The 16,829-nt window shown below is 66.7% G+C and carries 14 protein-coding genes and 1 tRNA gene; 6 read left to right on the top strand and 9 right to left on the bottom strand.

Annotated elements, in window-relative coordinates:
• Positions 1 to 40: 40 nt before the first annotated feature.
• A complete protein-coding gene (locus tag BKH33_RS01185; protein ID WP_076069214.1) occupies positions 41 to 1,291 on the top strand; it encodes a glycerate kinase in 1,251 nt (416 codons plus the stop codon).
• A 98-nt stretch (positions 1,292 to 1,389) separates the two neighbouring features.
• Here the strand turns inward: BKH33_RS01185 and BKH33_RS01190 are convergent, their stop codons facing one another.
• From BKH33_RS01190 to BKH33_RS01210, 5 genes are all read right to left on the bottom strand, one after another.
• Positions 1,390 to 2,403, bottom strand: coding sequence for a LacI family DNA-binding transcriptional regulator (locus BKH33_RS01190; protein ID WP_076069216.1), 1,014 nt, complete (start codon positions 2,401 to 2,403; stop codon positions 1,390 to 1,392).
• 199 nt (positions 2,404 to 2,602) lie between these two features.
• Complete coding sequence (locus tag BKH33_RS01195) at positions 2,603 to 3,520, bottom strand: sugar ABC transporter permease (RefSeq protein WP_003779350.1); 918 nt, start codon at positions 3,518 to 3,520, stop codon at positions 2,603 to 2,605.
• Between the two features lie 32 nt (positions 3,521 to 3,552).
• Entirely contained in the window at positions 3,553 to 5,130 is a 1,578-nt protein-coding gene (locus BKH33_RS01200) for an ABC transporter permease subunit (protein WP_003779334.1), read from the bottom strand.
• Between the two features lie 91 nt (positions 5,131 to 5,221).
• The gene (locus BKH33_RS01205; protein WP_003779355.1) at positions 5,222 to 6,505 is read right to left on the bottom strand and encodes a sugar ABC transporter substrate-binding protein; all 1,284 of its coding nucleotides are present in this window, start codon (positions 6,503 to 6,505) and stop codon (positions 5,222 to 5,224) included.
• Between the two features lie 113 nt (positions 6,506 to 6,618).
• Positions 6,619 to 7,845, bottom strand: coding sequence for a glycosidase (locus BKH33_RS01210; protein WP_076069220.1), 1,227 nt, complete (start codon positions 7,843 to 7,845; stop codon positions 6,619 to 6,621).
• Between the two features lie 178 nt (positions 7,846 to 8,023).
• Here BKH33_RS01210 and BKH33_RS01215 point away from each other — a divergent pair, with 178 nt between their 5' ends.
• From BKH33_RS01215 to def, 5 genes are all read left to right on the top strand, one after another.
• Positions 8,024 to 9,343: a deoxyguanosinetriphosphate triphosphohydrolase gene (locus BKH33_RS01215; RefSeq protein ID WP_043539497.1), complete on the top strand. Its 1,320-nt coding sequence runs from the start codon at positions 8,024 to 8,026 to the stop codon at positions 9,341 to 9,343.
• A gap of 56 nt (positions 9,344 to 9,399) precedes the next feature.
• Positions 9,400 to 11,415, top strand: a complete 2,016-nt coding sequence (gene dnaG, locus BKH33_RS01220; protein WP_076142453.1) for a DNA primase — start codon at positions 9,400 to 9,402, stop codon at positions 11,413 to 11,415.
• A 111-nt stretch (positions 11,416 to 11,526) separates the two neighbouring features.
• Positions 11,527 to 12,030 (top strand): hypothetical protein, encoded by a 504-nt coding sequence (locus tag BKH33_RS01225; protein ID WP_373692691.1) that lies wholly within the window; start codon positions 11,527 to 11,529, stop codon positions 12,028 to 12,030.
• A 90-nt stretch (positions 12,031 to 12,120) separates the two neighbouring features.
• Positions 12,121 to 12,195: transfer RNA gene (locus BKH33_RS01230), tRNA-Asn, on the top strand.
• 159 nt (positions 12,196 to 12,354) lie between these two features.
• The gene (def, locus tag BKH33_RS01235) at positions 12,355 to 12,846 is read left to right on the top strand and encodes a peptide deformylase (protein ID WP_043539494.1); all 492 of its coding nucleotides are present in this window, start codon (positions 12,355 to 12,357) and stop codon (positions 12,844 to 12,846) included.
• A gap of 99 nt (positions 12,847 to 12,945) precedes the next feature.
• Here def and BKH33_RS01240 read toward each other — a convergent pair whose 3' ends face one another.
• The 4 genes from BKH33_RS01240 to BKH33_RS01255 form a co-directional block, all read right to left on the bottom strand.
• The gene (locus BKH33_RS01240; protein WP_003783893.1) at positions 12,946 to 13,446 is read right to left on the bottom strand and encodes a DUF3145 domain-containing protein; all 501 of its coding nucleotides are present in this window, start codon (positions 13,444 to 13,446) and stop codon (positions 12,946 to 12,948) included.
• A gap of 184 nt (positions 13,447 to 13,630) precedes the next feature.
• Entirely contained in the window at positions 13,631 to 14,884 is a 1,254-nt protein-coding gene (locus BKH33_RS01245; protein WP_003783898.1) for a beta-ketoacyl-[acyl-carrier-protein] synthase family protein, read from the bottom strand.
• Between the two features lie 6 nt (positions 14,885 to 14,890).
• Positions 14,891 to 15,142 carry an acyl carrier protein gene (locus tag BKH33_RS01250; protein ID WP_003783887.1) on the bottom strand — a complete coding sequence of 84 codons (252 nt, stop codon included), beginning with the start codon at positions 15,140 to 15,142 and terminating at the stop codon, positions 14,891 to 14,893.
• A 279-nt stretch (positions 15,143 to 15,421) separates the two neighbouring features.
• Positions 15,422 to 16,630, bottom strand: coding sequence for a PucR family transcriptional regulator (locus tag BKH33_RS01255; protein ID WP_003783880.1), 1,209 nt, complete (start codon positions 16,628 to 16,630; stop codon positions 15,422 to 15,424).
• Positions 16,631 to 16,829: the final 199 nt, after the last annotated feature.

Below are 16,829 nucleotides of genomic sequence, written 5' to 3' on the forward strand. Positions count from 1 at the left end.
CGTCTCCCGTACGCCGGCACTGCTCCCTCCGGGCCGCGGTATGAGGGTCCTCCTCGCTCCTGGGGGCTTATGGCCCGAGCCGGCCGGAGTGCCGCTGGCCGGACTCGGCCGCGGTCTTCCGGCCGGCCGCGTCGCCGCCTGCCTGGCGCGCGGCTGGCAGGCGGCACGTCCCAGTGACGCTCTGACCCTGATGCCCATGTCCGACGGCGGCCCGGGATCGTCCCAGGCCATCGCTCCGGAGCGCATCGCCTCCCGTGAGGTCATCCAGGCACAGGGACCGCTCGGACAGGTCCGCGAGGTGGATCTGGTGAGGATGGCTCCCAGTCCCTCAAACCCTGGCGGTCGGCGCCCCGGCGAGGGCGGGACCTGGTTCCTCGACGCCGCCCGCCTGCTGGCGGTCCCCCCCGACCCCGATAAGGCCGCCCAGGAAGCGCTTCGGGGAAGCAGCCATGGCCTGGGTCAGGTCATAGGCGTCGCCGTGGACCGTATGGCTCCTTCCGACACCCTCCTGGTCGGCCTGTCACGCGCTGCCGTCCACGACGGCGGGGCCGGAGTCCTGGACGCCCTCGGGGGCGCTTCTGCGGCCGCGGAGCTGCTTGCCGGGCGCAGCATCGGACTGGTCCTGGCTGACGACATCGCCCTGGGAGGACTGAGCGGGGCGGGCGCGGCTTTGACCAGGATCGCCGCCTTGAGCCCCCGGCAGGCTCAGGAGCTGGACCGCCGCGCCTGCGCCGCAGCCGCTGAGGCCGTGAGCACAGCCGAAGCCGGCGCACCGCAGGTCTCCTCGAGGGGGCAGAGAATGCTCCCCGTCATCTCGGCGCTCGATGAGGCGGCGCTGCCTTCGTCTGCCACCGCGGACCTCGGTGGACCGCCTCGTCTGAGTGCCTCGACCTGGGGGACCGGCGCGGCCGGGGGCAGTGCCATGGTGCTGCGCGCCCTGGGGGCCTGGGCACGGCCCGGGGCCCGTGTCATGGCGGAGATACTCGGCCTCTCCGAGGCGGTGTCAGGCCAGGACCTGGTGGTCACCGCCTCGGGTGAGCTCTACGACGTTCCGGCCGACGGGGTCGTAGGCGTCGTCGGCCACCATGCCGCCTCCCAGGCGCTGCCGGTTGCCATGGTGTGCGGGCGCTGCGTCACCACCCGCGGTGAGCTCGCCGGCGCCGGTATCTCCAACGCGTACAGCCTGCAGGAGCCCCATGCCGCTGAGTCGTGGGACGCCGTCGGTTCCGACGCGCTTCAGGACCGCTTGACGGATATGGGTGCCCGGTTGGCCCGCACGTGGTCGCGCTGAGCCGGACGGAACGCGGTGCTCCCTGAACCAGCATTGACCAGCATGGACCAGCGCTGACCAGCGCCGCCCAGCGCGCTGCGGCGGAGTGCGCCTACGGCTCAGTCGATGAAAGCCGCGGCCGTCGAGTCGCGCACGATGAGGTCGGGGGCGAAGAGCATCTCGGTGTCGGTTGGCCGCTCTCCGTCGAGCTGGGCCAGCAGCGTGGACACGGCCGCCCGGCAGATAGAGCCCACGGGCTGACGCACCGTGGTCAGCGGTGGGTCGGTCATGGGAATGAGCGGTGAGTCGTCGTAGCCGATGACGGAGACGTCGTGCGGCACGGATCTGCCGGTCTGACGCACCCCGTGGACGACTCCGAGGGCCATGACGTCCGAGGAGCACACGATGCCGGTACACCCCTGCTCGAGCAGGTGCAGTGCAGCGCTGATACCGCCCTCGTAGGTGTAGAGCGTCTCAACGATCCGCAGGGGCTCCTGGGGCAGGCCCTCCCTCATGGCGTCCTCGTAGCCGGACCGCTTGCGCTGAGCCGGGACCATGCGCATCGGCCCCATGGCCAGCCCGATGCGTTGGTGTCCCAGGGCAATGAGATGGTCCACAGCCATCCGGGTCGCCCGGCGGTCATCGGTCGCGAAGCCCGGGGCCTTGATGGTCGGTGCGTTGCCGTTGACCGTCACCAGTGGAACGCCGCGCTCACGCAGACGCTGGTAGCGGGTGACGTCGCCGGTGGTGTCCGCGTGGCGCCCGGAGACGAAGATGATCCCTGCGACGCCCCGGTCCACCAGCATCTCGATGTACTCGTCCTCGCTGATGCCACCGGGTGTCTGGGTGCACAGCAGCGGGGTGTGTCCGGAAGGGGCCAGGAGCTGCTCGATCTGCTGGGCGAACAAGGGAAAGATCGGATTGCTCAGCTCCGGCACGATCAGTCCCATGAGGCCCCGCGACGACTGGTGCACGGACTCGGGTCGCTCGTAGCCGAGGATGTCGAGTGCCGCGAGCACCTGCCGCCGAGTCGAGTCGGCCACGTTGGACTTTCCGTTGAGCACACGCGAGACGGTGGCGGTGGACACGCCTGCCTGGTCAGCGATGTCGGTGAGAGTGAGTCTCTGCGGCATAAGTGAATCCTACGAGGATCGGTGAAGGTCTAGGGGCCACTTCGCGTGAACAGACGGTGGTTCGTCGTCCGGCCCTCCAGCCGCAATCCTCGCAGATCAGGGGCTGTTCTCGTGAATCAAGGGCGGCGACAAGGCGCCTCACGCCTCTGATTCACGCTGCTGGGACGGGGCAGGAGAGGTGGAGCGGTGTAGCCCACGTTCAGCCCTTGACTGCGCCGGAGATCGAGCCACCGACGATGTAGCGTTGGAGGTACTGGAACAGTGCGATCACCGGAGCCATGGTGAGAACCGCACCAGCGGCGAAGATCCCCAGGTTGTTGGAGCGGTCACCGACGAGCATGCCGTAGAGCCCCACCGCCAGGGTCTTCTGGGAGTTGTCGGTCAGGATGATCGACCCCAGGAGGAACTCACTGATGACACCGACGAAGGCCAGTAGGAAGGTCGTGGCGATGATCGGTTTGAGTGTGGGCAGCAGGATGATTCTGAAGACCTGCCAGTGGGTGCAGCCGTCGATGATGGCGGCCTCATCGAGCTCACGGGGGATGGTGTCGAAGGTTCCCTTGATGAGCCACACCTGACCCAGGGCCCCACCCATGAGCGCCAGGCTGTAGCCGGCGAGCGTGTTCAGACCAAGGGAGGGGACGACCTGGCCGATGTCGGAGATCATCGTGTAGATGGCGATCATGGACAGGATCGCCGGGAACATCATGATCAGGAGCAGGGCCAGCAGACCTCCGCGACGTCCGGTGAAACGGAAGCGGGAGAAGGCGTAGGCCCCGAGCAGGGAGAGAAATACCTGGGCGGTAGCCACTACCGAGCAGATGATGATGGTGTTGAGGTACCAGCGCAGGAAGGGGCCGCGCGCTCCCGCCAGCAGGTTCTGGTAGTTGACCAGACTTACCTTGGTGGGGATGAGGCCGGTGGAGGCCACCGTTCCCAGCGGGTTGAGGGAGGCGGAGATGACGTAGAGGACGGGGAAGGCGGCGAAGACAAGGGCGACGACGCCGACAACGTGCCTCCATCCGATCTCACGGAACCATCGGGAGAACGGCATGTGGTTCTCTGCCGGCAGGACGTTCTCGGAGCTTTTGGACACGGTTTTGGAAGAGGTGCTCATAGTGATTCTGTTCTTTCCGCAATCGACTCGGGTCAGTTGACGTCTTCGAGCTTCTTGGTGGCCCGGAACTGCAAAGCGGCCAGGACGCCGGTCACGGCGAACAGGATGACCGAGACGGCCGAGGCGAATCCGAAGTCGGAGCCGGAGCGGCCGAAGGCGATGCGGTAGACCATTGAAATGAGGATGTCGGTACCGCCGCGCGTGTACTCGCCGGCGGGGAATGGACCGCCCTCAGTCAGCAGCTGGATGGCGTTGAAGTTGTTGAAGTTGAAGGCAAAGGTGCTCACCAGCAGAGGGGCGACGGCGACCAGGAGCAATGGGGTGATGATGCGCAAGGTGGCCTGCATCCCGGTGGCACCGTCCATCTTGGCGGCCTCTTTGACGTCCCCTGAGATGGACTGAAGCGCTCCGGTACACACGATGAACATGTAGGGGAATCCCATCCAGGTATTCGTCAGCAGAACGGCGATCTTCGCCATGGTCGGGTCGGACAACCACGGGATATTGAGGTGCAGCATCTGGTTGATGAGGCCGAAGTCTTGGTTGTAGAAGTTGGACCAGATGAGCAGTGAGATGAAGCCCGGCACGGCGTAGGGCAGCAGGAGGAAGGACCGGTAGAGTTTCTTGCCCTTGATACGGTCGTCGTTGAGCGTCAACGCCAGGAAGAAACCGAGACAGAATGTGAGCAGCACCGAGCCAAAGGCGAAGATGACCGTCCAGGTGAAGGCCTTGAGGAACTGGGAGGCCAGGTTGCCTTCAGTGAACAGTCGAGAGTAATTGGCCAGGCCCACGTTCTGCTTCCAGGACTGGGCCAGGCTCTCACCCTTGGCATTGACGAAGTGCTCTGACAACCCCACCTTCTTGACGGAGTAAACGTTCCCGGTCGCGGTGTTGGTGATGGTGTCGGAGGACTTGTCGTACACCATTTGCTTGGTACCCTCGAACGCGGTTCTCACGCCCTGGACCTTGACCGTGGTCTTATCGGAGAAAGGAACCGACATGGAGGCGATATCCTCGTAAGCGGCATTGATCTGCCTGGGGGACAGGATCGTGTAACCGCTGGCTCTGGTCACCACCCCGTCCTCGATGGTGACGGTGGAAGCGTTAACCTTCTCCATCTTCTTTCCATCACTTCCCCGCAGAACCTCGTTGGTCTTGGGGTTGACCAGGAACAGCGAGAAGGGGCCCTGAGTGACATCGCCGTCGGTGGCGACCGACAGCCCGTAGGTTGGGGAGTCCTTCGTGCGGACCATGGAGTTATTGGTGATGGCGGTGATCGCTTCCTCCTTCGTCCCACGGTAGCCGTCCCCGAAGTTGGTGAAGGAGGTCTGGATAGTCAGGATGATTGGGATGATGAGAAAGACTGTTAGGAAGAACGTGCCGGGAAAGAGGTACTTGGCCGGTACGAACCGTTTTGTCGAGTACAGCAGGAACATGGCCGCCGTGGCGAGGAGGACGACTCCCAGCCACAACCACATCCGGTAGGTGATGAGAAGCGGAACGAGATAGATCGCGGATACCAGCGTGAGGGAGAGAACCACGATGCGTCCGACGACGCCTCGGATGGTGGTGCTCTTCTCCCTTGGGGTTGTGACGGATGCGGGCGTCATTGTCGGCAGGTCCTTTCCAAAGTATGGGAAAGTAGAAAAGAGAATCGTGGGACGGCGGAGGAACGGTTCTTTCCGGGGGACCGGCGTTGGTCTATGAGCCCTCGATCGAGGACTTGATAGTCTTACCGACTCCGGTCATGGTGCTGGCAGGATCTGCGCCCGCGACGATGTTGGCCTGAGCCCGCCCTAGCGGTTCCCATACTGACGACATGGCCGGGATCGCGGGCATGGGGTCTGCCTTGGCGGAGAGTTCCGCGAAGGCAACCATGTCGGGCCGTTCCGTTTTCAGCTTCTCGGCGAGATCCTTCTGTGCCGGAGGAAGCTCGTTGGACGGGAACATCGAGGCCGCGAAGGTCATGTCCTTGGCGGCGTCGGCTACGAAGGTCTCAGCGAATGCCTTGTTCTTGCCGTTGGAGGCCACGTAGAAGCAGTTGACCCCCACGAAGGGACGAGCCTGGCTTCCCCGAATGTCCTTAAAGCCCGGGATCCGGGTGAGCTGGTAATCGATACCGGCCTTCTTGATGTCCGCCAGGGCCCACGGTCCGGAGATGAGATAGGGAGCCTTGCCGTCGGTGAACAAGGAGATGTGGTTAGCGGCGGTAACCGACTTCCTTAAGACTCCCTGCTGGCCGAGCTGCCGGATCTTCTCCGCAGCCTTGATCGATCCCTCCTTGCCGATGCCGAGGTCCTTGGAGTTGTACGAGCCATCGGGGTTCTTTCCGAACAGGTAGCCTCCTGCTGCGGTGTAGATCGGCTCCATGTTGTAGGCGTCGCCCTTCTCGTCGACGGCCTGGGACAAGACGAGCGCGGTACCGGCCGCCGTTCCGGCTTCGACCATCTCCTCGATGCTAGTCGGTTGGGTGACGGAGGTCAGCGCCTTGTTGACGAAGAGGCCCAGGCACTCGACGGCGTACGGAGCTCCGTAGATCTGGCCGTCGTACGTGACCGCCTTGAGAGCGATGTCGGAATAGTTCGCCTCGGCCTCGGGGCTCAGGACGACTGGGCGGATGGCGCTGTTCTGCACCAAGTTACCGATCCAGTCGTGCGCGCCGACGACGATGTCAGGGCCGTTGCCGGCCTGGTTGGCGGTCACGAAGTTGGGCTGCAGGTCGTTGGCGACGATCTGGACCGCTACCGAGATGCCCTGCTTGTCACCCCAGCTCTTGGCGATCTCCTTGAGTGAGTCAGCCTTCTTCTGATCGGCCCAGATGACCAGGTCGGCGTTGGAATCGCCGCCGGAGGCCCCGGATGCCTGCTGGTCAGTCCCCCCAGCGGCCGAACTGTTGGAGCTACGCGGGCTGGAGCAGGCTGCAACGGTTGAAACAGTGGTGGCGACGGCGGCCATTGTCAGGAAGGACCGGCGGGTGGGTGCCACAGGGATTCTCCTTCGAATCGGATCCATAAGCGGGGAGTTCCCCGCTTGGCACCATAATTTAATCGGCTGCTGTAATGACTGCAAGAGGTAAATAAACCTTGCATTCAGGTGTGTTAGGCCACAGTTGTGGCTTCCAGCCAGGTCGCCGTCGTGGGTGGGACCAGCAGCCGTCCCTGGTCCTGACGCAGGGGCTGGGACGACAACAGCACCTTGGCCTCGGGCGGCAGGACGATCGGGGCGTCGGAGGTGTTGACGACCACCAGTACGCCGCGTACCAGGAAGGCGAGGGCCTCAGCCGGACACCACTCCAGCCCGGTGACGAAAGCGAGAGGGGCGCAGGCCAGGTTGTACTCGAGGCGCACGTGGGCCGCGTGCCTCACGGTCGCAGCGGGCGAGCCGAACTGCGAGGCCTGCCCCTGAGTGTGCTCGATCACCATGTCTGCCAGCTCCAGGGGAGCGGTGGGCTTGTCGGAGTCGGACAGGGCGATCTCGTCGCCCTGGCGCAGGTAGAGCGAACCGGGAAGAGCCAGCATCATGGCCTGCAGCGCCAGCCCTCGACGCAGCCGTTCGTCGTGGCCGACGGAGTACCAGCGCTGGCCGTCGCCTGGATCCAGGTGCTCGGACAGGATGTGGGGAGGCAGGAAGCGCCAGGTGGGGGTCGCGCCGAAGCGATCGTGCTCGTCGAGGGACCGTGTCAGGTGGGAGGTGAGCGACTCGGCGTCCCAGCGTGTCAGAGTCAGACAGTCATCGCGGAGGTGGTGCACCCAGTCGTCCTGGAGGTGGTGGCGCAGCGAGTCGGGGTAGTCGGCGGTCACATCGGCGCCGATGATGCCCTCCTCCACGTACTCGGCCAGCTGGCCGTGCAGCATGGCGCAGTAGGCGCTGAGGCGGTCCAGCCGGATCTCGTTGGTGACCTGAGGAGGCACGATGGTTCCCAGGTCGATACCGGCCGCCCCGGCCCGGAGGTAGGCCTCCGAACGGCGCAGCAGATCATCACCGGCTCCTTCGAGGCCGGTGATGAAACTGTTGGTCTGCTTGGCGTAGGGGCCCGTGATCGGGCCGAGCGCACCGGAGATGCGCACGATGGCGCGCAGCCCCTGCTCGCCTGCGGCATCGATGAAACGGCGGATCGAATCGATCTCAGAACTGACCTCCAGCAGGCTCGGGCGGATGAGCAGTGCGTCCATGCCCAGGTAGAGAGCGTGCTCGATGATGGGAGTGGTGCGATCCAGCTCGGCGGCTCCCAGGGCTGGCGAGGGGATCTCGTAGACCAGCGCGTGGCGCCACCACTCCTCCGGACCGTCGTAGGGCCGGTGAACGAGGGTAGTGGTCGTGGTCACGACAAGTGTCTCCCTTCCGCTGGGCTGGCGCCCAGGAGCGTCACTTCCAAGAGTGCTTCATCGGTGTCCCGCGGGTGCGTGCAACCAGACGTTGAGGAGATCGAGTGCCGCTGCGCCCTTGAGACGGTGTCGGAATGGTGACGTCTATCGTAACCCGCTTCTGCGCTACCTTGTGACCATGTCAGTGCAGAAATCTGGATTCGAGCCTCTGCGTATCGACGGAAACGGCGGTTCTGGTCTATCCGGATACCAGCCGCAGGATGCTGAGCGCTTCGTCCACGAGCAGGCAAAGAATCCCCAGCGCACTCCTTTCGAGCGCGATCGGGCCCGAGTCCTGCACTCCTCGGCGCTGCGGCGCCTGGGGGCCAAGACCCAGGTGCTGGGGCCGTCTGCCGACGACTTCGTACGCACCCGGCTCACCCATTCGCTCGAGGTGGCGCAGGTGGGGCGCGCCCTGGGACAAGCGCTGGGCTGCGATCCGGACGTCGTCGACGCAGCCTGCCTGTCCCACGACCTGGGGCATCCGCCGTACGGGCACAACGGTGAGAAGGCGCTCGACGTCGTCGCCCGCCGGATCGGGGGCTTCGAGGGGAACGCTCAGACCTTCAGGATCCTCACCCGCCTGGAGCCCAAGACCCTCGACGGGGGCGGGCGGCCGGTTGGCGTCAATCTCACCCGGGCCAGTCTCGACGCCGTCGCCAAGTACCCCTGGCTCAAGGGGCGGGGGCCGGGTGGTCCGGGCGGCCGCAGCGTGCGCAAGTACTCCGCTTACGACGACGACGCCGAGATCTTCGCCTGGATGCGTCAGGGAGCCCCGGAGGGCAGGCGCTGCATCGAGGCCCAGATCATGGACCTGTCCGACGACGTCGGCTACTCCGTCCATGACGTCGAGGACGCCATCGCCCTGGGGCGCATGGACCCGGCCTGCCTGACCGATGCCCGCGAGGTCGACGAGCTGCTCGAGGCGACGAGGGCCTGGTACGGCACCGAGCTCAGCGCCAATGCTCTCGGGGCGGCCTTCGACAGACTCTCCGGCCAGTCCTTCTGGATCCGCTCCTACAACGGCTCGGCCGCCGATGCCGCGCACCTGAAGAACCTCACCAGTGAGATCATCGGCCGCTTCGTCTCAGCGGTTGCCACCGCCACCCGTCAGACCTACGGCAACGGGCCCCTGACCCGCTACGAGGCCGAGCTCATCATCCCCGAGGAGACGGCCGCGGAGATCCTCCTTCTCAAGGGCATCGCCGTGCGCTACGTCATGGAGCCCCGCGAGCACGAGCCGGTCTACCTGCGCCAGCGCACCCTCATCTTCGACCTGGCCGACGCCCTGATGACCGGTGGTGGGAAGGGCATCGACCCGGTTCTGGTCGAGGCCTGGAACCAGGCCGACGACGAGGACGCCCGCCTACGGGTGGTCGTCGACCAGATCGCCTCGCTGACGGATACCTCCGCACGCTCCTGGCACGCCCGGCTGTGCGGCATGTTCTCCGAGGTGTAGCCGGCGTCCAGCAAGCCCTGGCGCAGGATGCCGGTGGCCTCGCCTACGATGGCCCTGTGGCGGGACTGATCAGGCGCGAGGACATCGAGGCAGTGCGTGAGCGCGCCCGGATCGAGGACGTCGTCGGCGAGCACGTGACCCTCAAGAGCGCCGGAGTCGGTTCACTCAAGGGCCTGTGCCCCTTTCACGATGAGCGCACTCCCTCCTTCCACGTCCGTCCCCAGCTCGGTTACTGGCACTGCTTCGGCTGCGGCGAGGGCGGCGACGTCATCACCTTCATCGAGAAGATCAACCACCTCGGTTTTGCCGAGGCCGTTGAGTACCTCGCGGACCGCACCGGGGTTCAGCTGCGTTACGAGGAGGGCGGCGCGGTCAGGCGCGGGGTGGAACCGGGAACCCGGCAGCGTCTTATGGACGCCAACCGTCTGGCCGAGGCCTGGTTCCGCGAGCAGCTCGCCACCCCGGAGGCCCAGGCGGGGCGGGACTTCTTGACGGCTCGGGGCTTCGACCGTCACGCCGCCGCGCACTTCGGCGTCGGTTACGCACCGGCCGGATGGGACAACCTCGCCCGTCACCTGCGCGGGGCCGGCTACACCGAGGCCGAGCTGGTCGACTCCGGGCTGTGCAGCCGGGGCGGCCAGGACGGGCGTCGTGTCTACGACCGCTTCCGCGGCCGTCTCATCTGGCCCATCCGCGATGTCACCGGAGCGACCGTGGGCTTCGGGGCGCGCAAGCTCGCGGAGGACGACCAGGGCCCCAAGTACCTCAACACCCCGGAGACCCCCGTCTTCCACAAGAGCCAGGTCCTCTATGGGCTGGACCTGGCCAAGCGGGAGGTCGCCCGCTCGCACCGGATCGTCGTCGTCGAGGGCTACACCGACGTCATGGCCGCCCACCTGTCCGGGGTCACCACTGCCGTGGCCACGTGCGGGACCGCCTTCGGCGCCGACCACGTGCGGGTGGTGCGCCGTCTCCTGGGCGATATCGACGATCCCGCGGCGGGCGTCGTCACCGGGCAGGGGCGCGAGGCCCGTGGCGGCGAGGTCATCTTCACTTTCGACGGAGACGCAGCCGGCCAGAAGGCCGCCCTGCGCGCCTACGCCGAGGACCAGCGCTTCGCCACCCAGACCTTCGTGGCCGTCGACCCCGGCGGCCTGGACCCCTGCGACCTGCGCATGAAGGAGGGGGGCCAGGGCATTCCACGTCTGCTGTCCAGGCGGGTACCGCTGTTCGAGTTCGTCATCCGCACCTCCCTGTCCCACCTGGACCTGGACACCTCCGAGGGGAGGGTGCGGGGTCTGCGCTCAGCGGCTCCGGTCGTTGCCGGTATCCGGGACCGGGCGCTCAAGCGCGAGTACACCCGCCGGCTCGCCGGGTGGTTGGGACTGCCTGACGCCGAGGTCCACAGCGCCGTCCAGGCGGCCGGGCGGCGCAGCCAGCAGCCCTCCGCGGTGCGTGGTGGTCAGTGGCCGGCCGACGATACCGCGGGCCCCGACGCAGCCGCACCGGTGCGGGGGCTGCCGCCTGTGACCGATCCTGTCGAGCAGCTCGAGCGTGAGGCACTGGCCGTCATGGTCCAGTTCCCTGTGGCCGCTCACCAGGCCGGCGCGGACGAGCTGGGGGCCGACTCCTTCGGCCAGCTCACCCACCGGGCCGTCTACGAGGCCGTCGCCGCAGCCGGAGGCACCGGGGAGGTGCCGGGGCTGGTCCAGCAGGCGGTGGCCGCCGGCATGGGGGAGCAGGAGGCACAGCGCCGGGCCACGCTGCGTTGGCTCCAGCAGGTACGTGACGGGGCCATCGGCCTGGTCGAGGCCGCCATCACCGAGCTGGCGGTGGCCCCCCTGCCGCTACCAACCATTCGGGGGCGCGGCACGGAGGTGGACGCGCTGGGACTGCATCGCTACGCCAGGGGCGTGCTCAGCTCCCTGGCCATCATGGGCATCAATCGTCAGCTGGTCGAGATGCGCTCACGGCACCGACGCATGTCCCCGCAGGATGAGGGCTATCGCGAGCTCTTCTCCCAGATCGCCGCTCTTGAGCAGCGTCGTATGCAGATCCGGCAAGGGGCCTGACGCCTGCCGGGTCCCATGAGTGCAGGCGGTGCGGGTAGCCTGACGGCCATGCTGAACCTGCGACGTCGTCAAGGCTCATCCACCCGATCCGCCAGTATGCTCCCACGTGAGATGCGTGAGCAGCTGCACCAGCCCGCTCTGGGCGCAGTTCCTCTGGACGAGGACGGCTCCGCATGGGCGGCGGCCACGGCCGACGCCCTCGTGGTCTTCAGCGGGCGCAGCAGGCCCGAGCACTACGCCTGGGACGAGGTGGAGCGGGGGACCTGGGACGCCGAGGAACGCGCCTTCACTCTGAGATGGACGCAGCAGGATCGCGATGACCTCGTTTTGAAGGTCCCGGCAGGAGTCCGCGACGGCGATACCTACGCCTCCACCGACGTCGCCCCCTTCGCCAAGGCACTGCGCCAGCGGGTGGAGGCCGCCATCGTTCACAGCGCCGTGGCGGTGCTCCCCAGTGGGGCCACGGCCACGGCAAGCGTTCGACGCGGTGCGGACGGGCACCTTTACTCCGTGACTCGGCCGACGATGTCCCAGGTCTCAGACAAGGAGGATGCTGAGGCGATTCAGGCACTGGAGAATCGCGTCAGAGAGGGTGTGGGGCTGCCCACACAGTAAGGTTTCCCAGGAATTGCAGCGTTTTTGACGATTTGCTGGATTCGACGTTACCGCGGGATGTTGCTAAAGTTCACTGCGCGTCAAACGCATTCCTGCGTAGCTCAATGGCAGAGCATCCGACTGTTAATCGGACGGTTGCTGGTTCGAGTCCAGCCGCAGGAGCCATTGGAGGAGTCCTCACCTGGTCAGGGTGAGGACTCCTTTTTCACTCGTGCACAGCATCCACCACAGGACTTCCAATCGATCCTGTCCGGCGCAGCACGTGCTCTGCTCCACGATGGGCCAAACATGACCTGTCCACTTCAGTCATGGGAGGATGCCGCCATGGCATACCGCGACATCCGCATCATTGGCGACCCGGTCCTGCGCACCGAGTGCGACTGGATCACTGACATCGACGACTCCGTCAAGGCTCTGGTTGAGGACCTGCTCGAGACGGTCGATGAGGACGGCCGGGCCGGCCTGGCCGCCAATCAGATCGGGATCGGCCTGCGCGCCTTCTCCTGGAATATTGACGGCGAGATCGGCTACATCCTCAACCCCAAGATCGTCGAGGTATCCAAGGACGAGTACCAGGATGGGGATGAGGGCTGCCTGTCGGTTCCGGGGCTGTGGTTCCCCACGGAGCGAGCCTGGTACGCCCGGGCCGAGGGGGTGAACCTAGACGGCAAGGAGGTCGTCGTCGAGGGGGAGGAGCTCATGGCTCGCTGCATCCAGCATGAGTGCGACCATCTGGAGGGCCACCTCTACCTCGATCGCCTCGACCGGAAGAACCGGGCCAAGGCGATGAAGGAGCTGCGAGCGCAGGGACTGTAATGCGCAAAGGATGTAAACCGGGTGGGGCAACAGGTCACGAAACCTGTTGCCCCACCCGGTTTTCAGGAGGCGATGCGGCGAGCTTCGCGCGGTGTGCTCCTAGCCGACGCGGTGCAGCCAACGCACAGGTGCACCGGCTCCTGCGTAGCGGAAGGGCTCGAGCTCGTCGTCCCAGGCCTGCCCCAGAGCCAGGTCGAGCTCGCGGCGCATCCTCTCAGGATCAGCCGCGTAGACGAGCGCGGCACGGATCCGGTCCTCGGGGACAACGACGTTGCCGTGAACATCCGTCTGCGCATGGAAGATCCCCAGGTCAGGGGTGTGCGACCAGCGGCCGCCGTCGGTGCCGACGCTCGCCTCCTCAGTGACCTCATAGCGCAGGTTCGCCCAGCCGCGCAGGGCGGATGCAAGGCTCGCACCCGTTCCAGCAGGCCCCACCCAGCTGGTCTCGGCCCGCATCATGCCCCGGGCCGCAGGCTGCTCGGTCCAGTCCAGGTGGACACGCGAGCCGAGCACCTCGGCCGCCGCCCACTCGATGTGGGGGCAGAGCGCCCGAGGTGCTGAATGCACGAAAAGTACACCGCGGGTGTAGGCACCGATCATGAGTATCGCCTCCTGGTTGGTTTCGAGATTCGCCTTCCCCAACGGTCTCGACCCTCAACCGGGCTCATGTCATGACGTACGCGGCATGCATAGTCATTGTGCATGACGGTGGCGTGCCAGGTCCAGCCCGGCGGGTCACACCCGGGGCACGCGGTCGTGGCCTTCAACGTCTGTGTGCGACCGTCTACCTGCGCATGAAGACGAGTGCGACGTTGTGTCCCCCGAAACCGAAGGAGGTACTGGCAGCCGCCTCAAGGTCGGGAAGGCTTCGCCCCTGCGGCCCGACGACGTCCAGTCCCAGCTCGATCAGCTCCGGGTCCACGCCGGCGGGCTGCAGCGTCGGCGGTGCCCAGCGCTCACGCAGCGCCATAACGGTCAGCACCGCCTCCAGCCCGCCGGCCCCGCCCAGGAGGTGGCCGGTGGCGGACTTGGTGGCGCTGACGGCCGCCGCCGGCAGGCTCCGGGACAGGACGCCGGCCTCGACGATGTCACCGGCCGGGGTCGAGGTGGCATGGGCGTTGACGTGCCCGATCCTCCCGGCATCAAGGCCCGCCCGCTCCAGTGCCAGGTGCAGAGCGCGTTCCTGCTGCGTGCCCGACGGCTCGGGGCGCGCCACATCGAAGGCGTCGGCGGTGATGGCTGAGCCGGCAAGCACGGCTAGAGCCTGCGCCCCGCGGGCCGCGGCGTGCTCGGCGCGCTCCAGGACCAGGATCCCGGCGCCCTCGCCCAGGACGAAGCCATCACGGTCCGGGGCGAAGGGGCGTGAGGCTGTCGCCGGGTCCTCGTTGCGTGTTGACAGCGCGCGCATGGCCCCGAAGGCAGCCACCGTCATCGGGTGAAGGGCTGCGTCGGTGCCGCCGGCTACGACGACGTCGGCCCGGCCCAGGGCGATAAGGTCCGCACCGTAGGAGATGGCCTCCGCTCCCGAGGCGCAGGCGGACACCGGGGCGTGGATCCCGGCCTGAGCCCCCAGATCGATCCCAACGGCAGCCGCCGGGGCATTGGGCATGAGTGCGGGGATCGCCGTCGGCAGAACGCGCCGGGGGCCCCTGTCCCTCAGGGTGTCCCACGCCTCCATGACCGACAGAACCGGCCCCATGCCGGGGGACACGGACACCGCCAGGCGTTGCGGGCCGATCCGCGGGGATCCGGCCTGCTCCCATGCCTGGCGGGCGGCCAGCAGTGCGCACTGGCTGGCGCGGTCGAGGCGGCGTATCTGGCGGGGCGGCAGCAGGTCGGCCGGGTTGATCGCCAGGGGGGCGCCGATCCGTACGGGCAGCTCGTAATCCTCCACCCAGCCGTGCTCGAGGAGGCGAATCGCGCACGTTCCCTCGTGCAGAGCGCTCCAGGTCGAGTCCACGTCTCCGCCCAGTGGGTTAACGGTACCCAGGCCGGTGACGACGACATCGCCGGGACGACAGGCGGCCGCCGGGGTCATTCGGTGTCAGTCCTTCTTGGAGGCCACGAGATCCACCAGCGCTCCGACGGTGGGCAGGGTCGGGATGAGGGAGTCGTCGAGGGCTACGCCGAAGCGCTCCTCGACCTGAGTGGCGATGGTCAGCAGTCCCAGGGAGTCGACGTCGAGGTCCTGGGCGAAGGTGGTGGAGGGGGTGATCTCTTCGGCGTCGACGCCAGACTCTTCACTGACGATCTGCGTGATGACGCTCAGGACGTCCTCGTTACTCTGCTCGGCCATGATGGTTCCTTCTGCTGCCGCGACGGAGCAGGATCGGATCCGTGCGGCGGATGTGGTTGGACGGTGTGGGAGTGTGCCGGCGGCGGCGCCGCAGACAGGCCCATTGTCCCAGATGGGAGCTGGTTCTCTGGAATCGGTGCGCCACATGGACGCACTGAGAAGACACCGCGACCGCCCCTTCTCGAACCAAGCGGAAGGGGCGGTCGCGGAAGCGATAAGAACATGGGGTGGAGGCGGGGACGGCCGTCTCCCGGTCGTCGGCAGAGCGGGAGAGGCAGGTCAGGAGTCCCGGCCGGCAGCCAGACGTCCGACGATGATCGCCATGTGCAGCATGAGCCCGTCGCGCGCGTTCGTCGCGTCCCAACCGACCTGCTCGCTGACCCGTCCCAGCCGGTAGCGCACGGTGTTGGCATGCACGAACAGGTTTCGGGCCGTTGCCTCCAGGCTTCCGCCGAGAGCCAGGTACGTGGCCACGGTGCTCTCGAAGGGGTCGCCCATCTCGTGCAGGGGAGCGTGCACCAGGTTGAGGATCTGCTCCCCGGCGAGCTCGTCACCCGCGAGGAGACGCTCGGGGAGCAGGTCGTCCGCGTGGACGGGGTTAGGGGCCTCGGCCCATCCTGGCAGGGCGCGCAGCCCGGCCAGGGCGGAGCGCAGCGAGCGGCCCGCGTGCGAGATCCCTGAGACCACAGGGCCCACGACGGCAGAACCCCCCAGTCCTCCGGCGACCTGCATCGCTGCCTGGTCCACCAGCTGCTCGGCCGTCCCGCTCCGTGAGCCCTTGGAGGTGGGCTTGGATGAGGAGCCGTGAGCCTCCGAGCCTGCTCCCAGGACGATGAGGACGGAGTCGCCTCGCACCGACACCAGGCAGTCACTGGCAAGATTGCGGCACTCGTGACGCAGCCGGGAGACCCCGAGCGCGTCCAGGGTCGTCTTGGCGGCAATGGCCACCACCGGTCCGGTACCGTTCCAACCAGCCGTGCCAGCCCGGGTCGCTGCGTCCTCGGGATCGTCATGAAGCATCGCGTCGACTGCGACGGATTCCAGCCGGGCGTCCCAGGCTCCTCGGGCCTCAGCAGCCCGGGCGTACACCTCCGCGGCGGCGAAACCGACGTCGCGCCCGAAGGTCAGGACAAGGATGCGGACCGTGTCGTGGTCCTCCTTGGGAACCGCACGAGGAGCCTCGTCAACGACGACGTCGAGGACCGTTCGCACCAGGGCGAGCGTCTGCTCCAGCGTGATGACCCCGGTCAGGGCTGCAGGGGCCACGGAGAAGATCTGAGAGGGGACCAGCGGGGTCGACGGGTCCTCCACCGACTCGACAAACATCGTGACGCCCAGACGGGCCACCGCCGCGATCTGGTCGCGCGACCCCTCTGGCAGGGTTCGGTAGAAATCGTGGGCCGAACTGATACGGTCCAGTGAGTGTTCAATAATTGTGTCCTGCGCCTGTCGCAGTGCAGACACTCCCGGAGCGCTCAACTCATCCATGCTGTGGATGTTACCGACTGGAATATCTTGGCAACAGTAGGTTCTCGTTTGGCGCGGCGCGCCATCCGGCGTGAGTTTGTGTTGAAAATACGGGGATAACTAAGAGTGGCGCGTCGCAAGAACGAAGAGGATTGCACAGGTTACAATAGCGTAACCATTGTGGAACCCTCGGTAAGTGAATCTGCAATGACTCGCGCAG

The organism is Actinomyces naeslundii (assembly GCF_001956585.1).
In the GTDB taxonomy this organism is placed as follows: Bacteria; Actinomycetota; Actinomycetes; order Actinomycetales; family Actinomycetaceae; genus Actinomyces; species Actinomyces naeslundii.